Raw genomic sequence first — 14,971 nt, forward strand, 5'->3', positions numbered from 1 at the left:
ATATTATTTACTTATACTATTAGCCTATACTATTAACTTATATTATCCGCTTATATTATTAAGTATATAATACTAAGCATTTTCTTTTCTTCTATATAGTGTAAGACATATAACACCTGCACTAAGCATAAGAACTGCAAGAAGAATTATTGTTCTTGTAACTGAGAGTGTATCAGCTGTAGCCGCACTGTCTTCTGCTGTTGCAGCACTGTCTTCTGCCACATCATTATTATCTGCTGCACTGCCATTGCCTGATACATTGCTCTTATCCTCTGTATTAGAATTAGCAACATCCTCATAGACTACAATATATGTTGAGAATCTATCAGTTGCAAATGTAAGTTCTCCTGTTGCTTTATCAAATGCGGCACTAAGAATATCTGATACCCCATTGTGAATTCTTATTACACTATACTTTCTTGTCTTTGAAGAATCATTATTAATAAGGTCTGCATTTAACTTAATCTTAATATTAATTGCACTGTTAAGTTCATATACATCAGACTTCTGCGAACCTATAATCTTCTGTAACTGGATATCAAGTATGCATCCAGCAGCCTGATTGTCCTTAATGTTACTATTAATAAGTTTCTTCTCATCTTCTGTAAGATTAGAACTCTTATCCTTTACAGTAAGTGCAATATCAACCTTTACACCATCTTCTGCCTGTTTAGCTTCATCTTCTGTAAGGACAGCATTAATAATGTCTTCTGTTGAATCTACAAGTCCTGTTTCTGGTACTCTTTCATCTACCAATACTGAAACTTTAATATCTGTCTTAACATCAGAGTTATCTGAACCCGGCTTGTTGTTATCACCCGGCTTATTATCGTTGTCGCCCGGCTTATTATCGTTGTCACCTGGCTTATTATCGTTGTCGCCCGGCTGTGTATTCTCAAGCTTAGGAATAACTGTAATGTCTGCCTTGTCACCACATACTGTACAATGATGTGACTTGCTTCCTTCTTCTGTAGTAGTAGCTTCCTTATCGATAGTCCATTCTGTACTATAATTATGTCCTGCCGCTGGAATTACTTCTGTCTTAGTATCTCCACATACTATACAAGTATATAACTTTGAACCTTCTTCTGTACAAGTTGCTTCTTTCTGTACTTCACCATCATTCCATACATGTTCTGTATGTTCTTGCTTAGCTTCATTGTAAGAAGTCTTCTCCCACTGTAATGTTGTAAGTGTAAGCTTTCCTGCACCTGTATATGGTTTAACTTTAGTATCAAGTTCTGAAGCTGCATATAATGTGTAGCCAGTATAAGGAAGGTCTTTCTTGAATTCATCTTTATCCTGAACTAATGCTACTTCACCTTCTTTATCAGTATTAAGAGCTACCTTTAATTCCTGCTTTGCTCCATCCATCATATATATTGTATTAAATGCGTTAATATAACCTGCTGGACTGCTTCCGTTACCACTTATAAGTGCATTAGTTATACCTGACATATAGCAGTTCTCAAGTAACATATGAGCTCCACAGTTAGATGATGCACCATTACTTACAATTTTCTTAGCTAATTCCGGATTTGTCTTTTCTATATCAAGACGCATTTCTCTTAAATCCTGTGCATCCATAATACAATTGTATACATGTGCTGTACCATAACGAAGTCTTGGCATTCTATCCATCGAATTCTTATAGTAGTTATTAGCAAGTGTAAGTTTAATATTCTTAGCTGATGAATCATCATCAGACTGTCCTAATAAATGAGTCTTTTTCTGACCATAAGCATAATTGTATATCTGCTGATCTGTCATACCCTCTTCAAGCAAATGCTTATAATATGGGTAGTTATCTGGATTAGCCTTCATAGCATTCATCATTTCATCAAAGAATACATTATCTTCACTTGCTGGAAGGAATTCACACCATGATATTGTTATATTACTGTCATTAACTGGTGTCTTAACATCAATAACTCCATCATATGACTTATAGAAAGTACAGTGGTCAACCCATATATCAGAGCTTCCCTTTTCTATTGTCATATAATCCCAGTCATTACGATCATAAGCACCTTCTGTATAATCGTCCCACTCCCATATCTCATCAAATTCAATATTTCTTATGATGATATTATTAGAGCCTGTTATATCTATACATGTATGTGTAATCTTAGCTCCATTCTTAGAGTAGATTGTAAGATTACTCATATCTGCAAGCTTAAGCATTGATACACCTGTCTTTAAAAGTGTTGGGTGTGTAAGTGGCTCAAGCTTATGTGCTGTTATAAATGAGCTGTAGCTGTCAAAGTTATTAACTTCCTTATCACCAAGCGCAATATCTGCTGTAAGCTCGATTACTGATGCCTTACCACTCTTCTTTACACTCTGTATTGCATTAAGGAATTCTTCTGCTGTGCCGGCTGTGTAATAGTTATCTGATGTTTCCTTTAATAATCCACCACCTGTTACATTAGCACTCTGTGCATAACCTTCCTGTGCATACTGTGCAAGTCCTGTATCATCACCTTCTGACTGTGCGTAAGTATCTGATACATATTCTTTCTCTACATATCTGTCTGTGCTGTCTGTCTTAACAGTACCTGTATACTTTGTTCCTATTGTACCTACTGATGTATATGGATCCCAGCCAAGATATGATGTTGAAGTCATTTCATTGGCTTTCGTAGCAGATATCTGTCTTCTGTTACTGTTAATTGCAAATGCAGGACCATAGCTTCCATATTCGAAAAATCTTGCATTAGCAGCCAAATTACCACTCATATCTGTATATGGATTAGAAGCATTCGGCTTTAATATCTTACCCATATAGCAGTTAATCCAAGTAATATAAGCATCTGCTCCCCAAGGTCTTGCAAGATAATACTTACTTCCTGAGCATCCCTCTTCTGAGAGAACCTGACAGTTAAAGAATGTAAGACCATATGTTGCAGAGGCTGATGCCTTAGGAGCTGATACATAGCCTGAATTCTTATTAGCATTGTAACGGAATACAAGCTTGCAATCATTAAATAATGCCCTAGGCTCATTACCATATATGAAATCCACATTACCAGCTATATAGCACTTATAATAATACTGGGTGCCACCATTAGCACAAAGTGTATCCTGATAACCAAGTATTCTTAAGTTGATATATGATGTTTCATTGGCATCATTTCTTAAAGCATCTGCTGATTCATTTGACTTAGTACCATCACCAAGATAATTATAAGTATTCTCGATTGTAAGGTTCTCTGCCGAAAAGCCTGTTGCTGTCTTATCTATTCTTACAGCACATCTTAAAGACATATCTCCACCAGCTAATTCCTTAACATCATAATATATTCTTGTCTTCTCGCTATCCTCACCTATAAGTGTTATATAAGGAGATTTAACAACAAGATGTTCTTCATAATCACCTTCTTTAACAAGAATAATTACACGTCTCGTGTTATCAGAAGCAACTGAATCTACTGCCGCCTGAACTGTCTTATAAGTTGGTATTCCATTAACCTCCTCACCATCAGTTCCTGTGTATGCACTATCTACAACCTTGTTGTAATTAGTAAGATATACATAATTAAATGTTTCTCTAGTCTTGTTACCTTTCTTATCTGTGAATATTAATTCAACATCATTTCTTCCTTCTTCAATAGCAATGTCTTTAAATGCAAAGCTTTCTTTTTCTTTAACATCTGTCTTTGCTGCTTCACTGCCATTAACATAAAGCGTTGCTGTTACATTTTCTTCAACTACACCTTCAATTGTAATCTTTCCATTGTATACAGTGTCATATGACTTCTTAGTTATTGTATACTTAACAGCATCATCTTCATATACATATTTACCTGTATGTCCTGCTGTTGGAACAGTCCATAAAGTATCTGATGGGTTACTGTAGTTATCTACTTTTCCATTAACGTGTGAATAAGCTATTATATAATAGTAATATGGCATCTCTGCTGTTACATCTTTATCTTTATAAGCACATTCTGTAACTGTTGCTATCTTTGAAGCATTCTCTGCTGTCTCATCGTATGAATAACGATATACCTCATATTGGTCAGCCTTATCTACTGCATCCCATACAAGATCAACTGTATCTGCACTTGAAGCTATGCTTGCCTTTGGTGAATCCAGTGCTGCTATTACTGTTATTGCATCTGATTCAACATAATCATTAATCTCACCATTAATACCTAACTTACCAGCCACTCTGAACTTATAATCTCCGGCATCCTTAATTGAATACTTATATGTTGGCTCAGTAATGTCTGATGCAACCTTTTCCCAGCTCTTTCCGTTATCTCTTGATACTTCAAGCACATATAAACCATCGCCTTCGGCTGGTACTTCATCTGTCCAGCTTACTGTGATGTAATCTCTTGTATAAGCTGCTTTAGCTGTAACTTCCTTAACAACTGGTGCTGTACCTACTGCATTGTAGCATTTATTCTGGTCGTAAAGAACTGTTCCGTCCTGTGCTATATACTTCATATTCTGGATAGTTGCCTTAACACCTGCTAATACAAATCCATATGATACTGCTGTATTTTTCTTATCTGCATTAAATAAGAGATTATCACTTGCACTATAAGAATATGTAGCTGTCTTAGTCTCTCCACCCTTAGGTGTTGCTGTGATAACAAGAGCATCGTCTGTCTTTTCAACTGTAAATGTCACAACAGTTCCTGCTGGAATAGTTGTATCCACTTTACTTGAAGCACCTGCAAGATCTGATGGCTTCTTTGAGTAAACCATCTTAAGTGCATTAGAATTACGTATTCCTACGGTGTCTATATAATTCTTGTTAAATGCACCAAAGAATATACCATTAGTATTGCTTGAACCACACTCTGTAATTGTTATATCTGCTGTAAGCTTGTTGGCATCTGTAGTCTCATCAAATCCAAAGAAGCTTACTGTATTATTGATATTAGTTGACTTATCAGTGTTTGTAGTTGTATTTAATGTACCACCTGTCTGTGTAAGAACAAGTTTCTGTCCTGTAGGCTGTACAACAAGATTAGAAGCTGTACCATAATCATATGTCTTAGGCATAGCTGGCTGTTCATTATATTCAACATCCTTAGCTGCATATACTATAGATATTGAAACTATGTAAGCTGAACCTGTTGATACAATTTCAACTGTTCCTTCGCTCTCATCTTCATAATTATATACTGTTGTCACATCATCTTTTGATGCCGGCTCACCCGCTATTGTGTAAAGTGCATATGTACTTGCTGGTGCATATGATTTTACTGATATAGTACACTTTCCACTTACAGGTATTGTTATCTTAGCTCCTGTAGTAAACTGTGCTGAATTAGGGCTTGGTCCATTAGGAACTAACTTACCTTTTGTAGCATCAATAGCTAAACCATTGTAGTAGCCTGTTGTTCCCATAATATTATCATCATAATAATCACCATCATCACTCTTAACAAAAGACCAGCTTGTAACCTGCTCAAATATAAGCTTATGTGATGCTTCAGCACCCTTTACTGTAACTGTGTTACCTGACTTTACCTTGTATGGAAGTGCAAGGAAATCACCACCAAGTGTAAGTGTATATGAACCCTCTCTTAACTTAATAGCATCCTTATCTGTAAATACATATTCATATCCATCATCATTATTCATATATATGTATTTTACATTCTTGCCTGTTAAATCAGGTTCTTCCGGAAGACTTACTGTAACGGCATATGTTGGCTTAAGTCCTACAGTTATATCTAATTCTGCATCTTCTGAATATTTAATTCCATCTGATACAGAAGTTACTTCATAGTCATTAGCACCCTTTACGGCTACACTATATGAAACACCTTTTTCAAACTTAGCTGTATATTTCCAAGTATCTGTATCAATAGTTACTTCTGGAACATAGTCTGTTTCCTCAGTTGTTGTAAATACAAGTTCAAGGCCTTCTGTATAATAACCCTCAGTAATGCCATTAATCTTACCTGTTACTGTGCAGGTATCAAGGCTAATGACAGTTAAATCTGCTGTAATCCTGGCAGCAGTCTCTGTACTTACACTATGTTTATAAATACCACTCTTAATCTGGTATGCCGGATTGCTCAGTGATATCTCATATTCCATAACTTCATCTTCTGCTGGTACTTCAATTGAATATGTACCGCTCTTGCCATTCTCTGCAACTGTTATATCTGATGTATATGTAAGTCCAGTTGTATTATTAGTCGCTACAACCTGCATATCAGATGGAATATCTGATTTAGATGTAATAGTTCCATTTATTACTTTCTTATTAAGTTCTACACATTCGATTGAAAGATTTCTAATGTATGTATTAGTTTTAACATCTAATGTAAGCTCTCCTTCATCTCCTGTAAGATAACATTCAAATTCTACATCAACATAACCGCTGTCAGAATTTGCAACACAGGAAATACATTCCATCTTTCTTAAGACCTTGTCACTTCCTGTTATATTAAGTGTATTTCCTAATATGCTGTCCTTATCTGTACCTACGTTCTTATTGACAGTAAGTTTAATAACAGCCTTATCTCCCGCCGCTGGTATAACTATCTTAGTACCAGTATTAACCTGGATTCTATTAGTTCCATCTGTTTTGGGTTGAAACTTACCTGATGTTGCATCAACATATAATACATCTTTATCACCATTAGTATAAGTTCCTGTATCACTTTGAATTGATGAAGTAGAACCCTTGCTTGATAAAACTGTTTCTGAATATCCCCATTCAGCTTTAGTATCCCCCCCATCTGCGAATGAAGCAGATGTTGTCGCATAACTTGTTGATGAGTCAACCTTTATTGACTGAAAATAATTCTGAACATTTGTTGTAAGTGTTACCGATGAAGCACCTTTATCAACTGTTCCTTCAATTATGTAATATGCCCAGCCATTTCCTGACTGTTCTGTTATTTTAATATTGCTCATTCCTGTAAATGCCATATTATCAGCAGTTACTGCTACATATGCCCTTAATGTTATTGTACAGGTCTTAGCATTATTAACTATTGGAAATGTTAATTCAGTGTTTGGATTAACCAGATAGTCGCTAGACCTTTTAGTTATTTTACCTGAATTTGCATTTATTAATAATTCATCATTATTAGAATTAACCAGCTTACCTGATTTGCCGTTCAATTCCGTAACTGAATTATCATTATCGCCATCTGCGTACATTGTAGAACTTACTGTCCACTCTGCACTGGCTTTTTCTGCCGCTTTGGCTGTAATGCTAAACAAGCCCTCCGGCAATGAAAGTCCAGATATGATTAAAGCTAACGCCATAAACATAGCCGAACTTCTGCGAAACCATTCTCTTCTACGTCTTGATTTCATAGTCCATACTCTCCCTTTCTTAACAATACAATGTTTTGTAACTTTTACACAAAACTAATTGCCTATTTTTTATAAGATTACAACTTTTGACGAAAATGTACTACTGATTTTTATAGTTCTCAGGTACCAATTACTGAAATTTTTAGGTTTTGATGTATTTTTTGTGATACATTGCATAAAATCCGTGTAAACATTTACCAATAATCGTCTATATTACAAAATAATATATATTTATTACTGCTAATTATTTACACGGATGTTATACGCATATATTTAATTATTATCATTCTCTTAGTGTCACATCTATTATCTGCCTGCTTGTCTGGCAATTATATTAACTAATTCATCAGCATCTATCGGCTTTGCTATATGTGTATTCATACCAGCTTTAATGCTCCGTTCTATATCATCATAGAATGCGTTGGCACTCATCGCTATAATTATTACAGTACCCGCATCTTCTCTTCCTGACTTTCTTATCTTCTCTGCGGTTTCCAAGCCGTCCATAACCGGCATCATTATATCAAGGAGTATAACATCATACTCATTAGCATCTGAATTCATATATGTATCCAGTGCTTCCCTGCCATCGCTTACTCCAACAGTCCTTGCACCCGCATTATCAAGAATAAAGCTTACAATCTCCATATTCATCTCGTTGTCTTCTGCAACCAGCACTTTAAGCCCTTCAATTGACATCTGTGCATCATATTTACTATTCTTAGCTTCAGTCACGTTACGGTTAATTTTGAATGGTAATATTATTGTAAACTCTGTTCCAACATTCTGTCTGCTAATAAATTCAATTTCTCCACCCATTATCTCAATAAACCTCTTGGTTATTGCAAGTCCAAGCCCGGTTCCTTTATAAGCTGTTCTTGCATTGCTGCTCTCCTGTGCAAATGGCTCAAAAGCTATCTGCTGGAATTCTTCGCTCATTCCTATTCCGGTGTCTTTACATATGAAAGTAACCTTAACTATATCGTCATCAGCTGCATTTTCACTATAAGAAAATCTTACAGAGCCATTCTGCACATTATATTTAATCGCATTGGATAATATATTCTGTAATATCTGCCTTAAATGAAGCGAACTGCCTATCAGATTGTCATATTCTATACTACCTCTGTCAACTGAATAATCGATACACTGTTCATCTGCCTGTGTCTCAATAACACTGCTGACCTCATTAATAATCTTCGTAAGCTCAAATGGTTCTTCTTTAATGGCAATCTCCCCCGACTCAAGCTTATTCATATCAAGAACATCATTTACAAGGTCTAATAAAAAGCCTGAGGCTGACATAATCTTATCAAGACATTCTTCTTCCTTTTCCCTGTTGCCAAGATTGAACCTGCATATATCGACCATTCCTCTTATTCCATTAATAGGTGTTCTTATATCGTGGCTCATACGCCTTAGAAAATCTGTCTTTGCAATATTGGCACGTTTCTCCTGCTCTGCCGCCTGTAGAAGCTGTCTTTTATATTCCATTTCCTGTAGCTGCATTTTGCTTTCGTCCTTGGCAATAACAAGCTGTCTTACAAACATGACAACACCTATTACCGCAATATAAACAAATAATGCAGCAGCAACCGCCCTGTTTCTTAAAGAATATACCTGCTTATCCGCAAAGAACGCATATATTGTATAATTCTCTATCTGCTTTCTCTTGCCATAGTAATAATCATTTTTGTATGGTACAGCTATAATACCATTATCATTTTCTTCCCAAGCTCCATCATATCTTTTCCTCAGTGCCTTCATATCAAGCCCCTGAAGCTCCTCGTCATTGGAATTAAGCACCTTGTCCTCATCTGATATATATACAATCCCATCCATATCAAACTCAAAACCTGATATGAGCCTGTCAATGCTTATATCTCCACTATTATCATAGCTTTCCTTCTTCACATATGTAATAACTGCACCTTTTGTATCTTTTCTTGCCGCTACAGCAATATCGGAAAACTCCTCATTCTGGCTTTCGGCATATGTTATGCTCCCTGACCTGGCATTAACTCTTGTTATATATACCTTCTGTGGGTGTTCAATGACATCTTTTACATTACTGTCGTCTATAACTGAATCAATATCCGTATATTCCATTCCCCTGCAAGATTCACATTCACCCTCTCCGTCAAGAACAACTATTCCGTCAAGTCTCTGGTTATACATATATTCATCTAAAAATGTATCAATATCATCTTCATACTGCATACACCTTACTAATTCCTGTGTCTTATCAGAAAGCCTGTACAAGCTTTTCACTTTATCATTCTGTATAAAGTATTCATATGTATTAACTCTTGTCTGCACAAAATCCAGCACCCTGTCTGCTGTCTTATTAACCGTTTCATTGCTTATTTCGGTAAATATAACAGCTACTATTGTCAACAATATAAATCCTGTAATTATTGAAATCAAAAATGCTTTAACATCTGATATGCCCCATATTCTACTCTTATCTTCCATTAGTTCCCCCATACTGCCATACTAACGTCAACCCCATATTTCTCTGCTATGCTCTGTATTGTGCCATCAGCCCTCATTTCGTTAAGCACCCCGGTAAGCTTCTTATCAATTCCACTGTCATTATCAAGTGAAAATGCAATTCCCAGCTCTGACACACTTAATTCTTCCCGAAGCACACCAAAATGTTCCTCATTGGACTGTACAAATACATTCATAGCATTTTCGTGACCTGCTATGGCATCAACATAACCTTTTCTCATACTAGCATATAATTCTTCCATCGTTGACATACTGTACAGCACACCAACCTGCGGCGTATTCGTATTAGATAGTATGTACTCCGGCTTGGAAGTTACCTGCACCGCCACTCTTTTGCCGTTAAGATCAGCAAGGTTTTCTATCCCGCTGTCTTTATTGACAACTACTATCTGACGGCTGTACATATATGGACCAGCCCAGTTGTACTTATCCTCCCTGCCGGTCATTGTAAAACAGCCCCACAGGCAGTCTACCGCTCCCTCTTTAAGATATATGTCTTTGTTATCCCATACAATCTGCTTGAATACTGGCGTATAACCCATACGCCTGCAAGCCTCTCTTGCTATCTCAACATCAATTCCTGTAAAGTTGCCATCACTGTCAAGATAACTGTAAGGCACATAATTATCACTGCCTATTATAAGAGGCTTTAAATCATTACTTGAACTCTTAGAGCCGTTATTATGTATATTACTGCACGCCATAAGCCCTGCTGATACTATGGCAGACAATATACATATAACTAATTTTAAATAACTAATTATATTATTACTTTTCATTTTTCCCCCACTCTTTAATAAATACACTCTTAAGTATTTCTGCCTGATGTCTGTATATATCCTTTTATATATTTATCAATGTTTTTAATCATATACTCTACTAATCTTACATAACTTTTATGTATTTAATTATATAGCCTGATGAACTATAAGTCTATGTTTATATATTTTAAAATTTTTAATTTATTTAGATATAATAAATTGTTCCGTAACTTATACTATATATTAATATTAAAAACAGCAGGAAGATATTATGAATTTCCAATATCTTCCTGCTGCTTATATACATCAGCTTATATGCTTTATTATTCTATTATAATTGTATGTTACTCATTATTGCTGTTATTAAATATATCTGGATTTTCTTCGTTAATAGTGCTCTTCGCAGTATCTTTATTATCTGCTCCGGATGAAGCTGTATCAGAAGATGCATCTCCTATTCCCTTCCATATATCACTTTCTGCAGGTCCGCTAAGTGTAGATGAATAACTTCCATCTTCATTGAATGTTACACTCTCGGCAACCTTTTCAGAATGTGTAAAACCTGTTGTGTCAACTGGTTCTGGAATACCTTTGACCTCGCGGAATATCTTCATAAATTCCTTACCTGTAATTGTTTCGTGATCATAAAGATAATGGGCAATCTTGTCAAGGACATCTCTGTTCTCTATAAGAAGCTGCTTAGCTTCCTCATAACATTCCTTTAACATATTCTTGACTTCTTCATCAATCTGTGCAGCTGTTTCATCAGAACAGTCAAGTCTTGCATTACCATTAAGGTAAGGGTCATCTACTGTTGCCAGATTCATAAGTCCGAATCTGTCTGACATACCATACTGTGTAATCATAGCCTTGGCTATCTTGGTAGCCTTTTCTATATCGTTAGCAGCCCCTGTTGTAACTTTGCCAAAGACAATCTCCTCTGCCGCACGTCCAGCAACTAAAGTTACAAGTCTTGCCATAAGCTCATCTTTGTTCTGTAAGTACTTTTCTTCTTCTGGAACCTGCATTACATAACCTAATGAACCCATAGTTCTTGGTACAATAGTAATCTTCTGTACTGGCTCTGAGTCTTTCTTTAAAGCTGTAACAAGTGCGTGTCCTACCTCGTGGTAAGCAACTGTCTGCTTCTCTTCCTTGCTGAGCACCCGGTCTTTCTTCTCTTTACCAGCTATGACAACTTCAACTGCCTCAAATAAATCTTTCTGTGATACATACTTTCTTCCTGCCTTAACTGCAGCGATAGCAGCTTCATTAATCATATTGGCAAGATCTGAACCTACTGCACCACTTGTTGCAAGTCCGATTTCTTCAAAATTAACTGTATCGTCCATAAGCACATCTTTAGAATGTACTTTAAGTGTTTCAATACGTCCCTTAAGGTCTGGCTTGTCAACTATAACTCTTCTGTCAAGACGGCCTGGTCTAAGTAACGCCTTATCAAGAACTTCTGGTCTGTTAGTAGCCGCAAGTATAAATATACCCTTTGATGAATCGAAACCATCCATCTCTGCTAATAACTGGTTAAGTGTCTGTTCTCTTTCGTCATTACCGCCGCCATATCTTGAATCACGGCTCTTACCAATAGCATCTATGAATATGATACAAGGTGCCTGCTTGGTAGCTTCTTTAAAAAGGTCTCTTACTCGTGAAGCACCAACACCTACGAACATCTCAACAAAATCTGAACCTGCAAGTGAGAAGAATGGTACATTAGCCTCACCAGCTACTGCCTTTGCAAGAAGTGTCTTACCAGTTCCCGGAGGACCTACTAAAAGAGCACCCTTTGGAAGCTTGGCACCAATCTTTGAATACTTATCTGGATTATGAAGAAAATCCACTATCTCTGTAAGCGACTCCTTCGCCTCATCCTGTCCTGCTACATCTTTAAATGTAACACCTGTCTTCTTCTGTACATATACCTTAGCGTTATTCTTGCCGACACCCATGCCGCCCATCATACCGCCGCCTTTGGATATTCTTCTATATACAAAGGCAAATATTACATATATGAATAAGAATGGTAATACATATGCAACCAGAAATTCTACTATTGATGAATTAGAATCTGGTATATAACCTGAGAATTCAATACCTTTTCTCTTGAGTAATGGAACAAGTGTGTCATCATTAACATATCCTGTATAGTATGTGTAGCCTAACTTGTTCGCTTCCGGAGTATCCCCTGCACTGTCAACTGGTGTAATAAGAATTCTATCCTGTTCAAGTGCAACGCTCTTTACTTCATCATTATTAACCATCTCTATGAACTCATTATAAGTTATCTCCTTATAAGTAGCATTCTTTACGAGATTGTTAAGCATTGTTATTCCAATAAATGTAATAACCGCAGCAATTATAATAAAGACAATAAGACTGGTGTTCTTAGGCTTTTTATTATTGTTATTATTGCCGCCACCATTATTCCTGTTGTTATTATTACCACCACCGTAATTATTACCGTTGTTGTAATTATCCATTCGGCTTCTCCATTCCTAGTTCTTTATACTCTCATCGTCTGATAACTTACATTAACAGACAATACCCATTATAAAGAAGGAACATTTATAAATCAACCTTTAATAAAAGGTTTCATACTATTTATTTTTTATTAAGATTTAGTTATTCTTTTCCTGATACTCAAGTGCCGCGCCAATAAATCCTCTGAATAATGGATGTGGTCTGTTAGGTCTTGACTTTAATTCTGGGTGAGCCTGTGTTGCTAAGAACCAAGGGTGCTCCTTAATCTCTATCATCTCAACAATTCTTCCGTCTGGTGAGATACCTGAAAGCTGCATACCATTTTCAACAAGAACTTTTCTGTAGTCATTATTTACTTCATATCTGTGTCTATGTCTTTCATTAATAGTTTCTTCGCCATATAATTCATATGCCTTAGAATCCTTGGCAAGCACACAAGGGTATGAACCAAGTCTTAAAGTTCCACCGATATCGTCAATACCTTCCTGATCTGGCATAAGGTGAATTACTGGATGTGTTGTATCTGGCTTTAACTCAACACTGTGCGCATCTTCATATCCAAGAACGTCTCTTGCAAATTCTACGATTGCAAGCTGCATTCCAAGGCACAGACCTAAGAATGGCACGTTATTCTCTCTTGCATATTTTATAGCCTGAATCTTTCCTTCTACACCTCTGTCACCGAATCCACCTGGTACAAGAATACCTGATACATCTGATAATAATTCAGCGGCATTATCCTTAGTAACTGTCTCTGAGTCAATCCATTTGATTGTGACATCAGCAGAATTATATACACCGCCGTGCTTTAATGCCTCAACTACTGAAATATAAGCATCGTGAAGCTGTATATATTTACCTACTAATGCAACTGTAACCTTCTTAGTTGGATTTTTCCAAGCCTTGCACATAGCTCTCCACTCATCTAAATCTGGTTCTGGACAATCAAGCTCTAGACATTCGCAGGCTACCTGTGCAAGATGTTCTTCTTCCATAGCAAGTGGTGCATCGTAAAGTATCTCAACATCAAGATTTTGTAATACGTGTGTCTTTGGCACGTTACAGAATAATGCAATCTTATCCTTAATACCAGGTTCAAGTGGGTGCTCTGTACGGCATACTAAGATATCTGGCTGAATACCCATTCCCTGTAATTCCTTAACACTTGCCTGAGTAGGCTTTGTCTTCATCTCGCCTGAAGCCTTAAGATAAGGAATAAGTGTAACGTGTATAAGAATAGCATTTTCGTGTCCAACTTCGTGCTGGAACTGTCTGATTGCCTCTAAGAATGGCTGTGATTCGATATCACCTACTGTTCCACCAACCTCGATAATTGCAATCTTAGTTTCATCAGTTGAATAATCTCTATAAAAACGGCTCTTTATTTCATTAGTTATATGAGGAATTACCTGAACTGTTCCTCCACCAAAATCGCCACGGCGTTCCTTCTGTAATACAGACCAGTATACCTTACCTGTTGTTACATTAGAATTCTTATTAAGACTTTCATCAATAAATCTTTCATAATGTCCAAGGTCAAGGTCAGTCTCCGCACCATCATCTGTTACGAATACTTCACCGTGCTGGATTGGGTTCATTGTTCCCGGGTCAATGTTAATATATGGGTCGAACTTCTGCATAGTCACCTTAAATCCACGTGCTTTTAATAATCTACCGAGTGAAGCTGCTGTGATTCCTTTACCAAGACCTGAAACTACACCACCTGTTACAAATACATATTTTACAGACATTATTCCTCCTATCCGCCTTTCGGCTTACACATTAATCAACATTCCTACATTATTTTCAACATTATACAGTCATAAATTGCAAATTTCCACATTTTTTTATAATTAAATCTGTATTAATTCTGATACATTTATTTCATTTTATAATCG

General features: G+C 36.5%; 5 protein-coding genes. All 5 read right to left on the reverse strand.

From position 1 onward, the window contains the following. Positions 1 to 72: 72 nt before the first annotated feature. The 5 genes from BM157_RS05075 to BM157_RS05095 all read right to left on the reverse strand — a co-directional run bounded on the left by BM157_RS05075 (position 73) and on the right by BM157_RS05095 (position 14,824). Positions 73 to 7,299, reverse strand: coding sequence for a pectinesterase family protein (locus BM157_RS05075; protein WP_090140166.1), 7,227 nt, complete (start codon positions 7,297 to 7,299; stop codon positions 73 to 75). 306 nt (positions 7,300 to 7,605) lie between these two features. Continuing rightward, positions 7,606 to 9,774, reverse strand: a complete 2,169-nt coding sequence (locus BM157_RS05080) for a hybrid sensor histidine kinase/response regulator (RefSeq protein WP_318255819.1) — start codon at positions 9,772 to 9,774, stop codon at positions 7,606 to 7,608. Next, the gene (locus tag BM157_RS05085) at positions 9,774 to 10,592 is read right to left on the reverse strand and encodes a substrate-binding periplasmic protein (RefSeq protein WP_090140170.1); all 819 of its coding nucleotides are present in this window, start codon (positions 10,590 to 10,592) and stop codon (positions 9,774 to 9,776) included. The genes BM157_RS05080 and BM157_RS05085 overlap by 1 nt, the downstream gene beginning before the upstream one ends. Positions 10,593 to 10,918: 326 nt before the next feature. Then, positions 10,919 to 13,072, reverse strand: coding sequence for an ATP-dependent zinc metalloprotease FtsH (ftsH, locus tag BM157_RS05090; RefSeq protein ID WP_090140172.1), 2,154 nt, complete (start codon positions 13,070 to 13,072; stop codon positions 10,919 to 10,921). A gap of 138 nt (positions 13,073 to 13,210) precedes the next feature. Further along, entirely contained in the window at positions 13,211 to 14,824 is a 1,614-nt protein-coding gene (locus BM157_RS05095; RefSeq protein ID WP_022501968.1) for a CTP synthase, read from the reverse strand. Positions 14,825 to 14,971: the final 147 nt, after the last annotated feature.

This window comes from [Lactobacillus] rogosae, from assembly GCA_900112995.1.
In the GTDB taxonomy this organism is placed as follows: Bacteria; Bacillota; Clostridia; order Lachnospirales; family Lachnospiraceae; genus Lachnospira; species Lachnospira rogosae.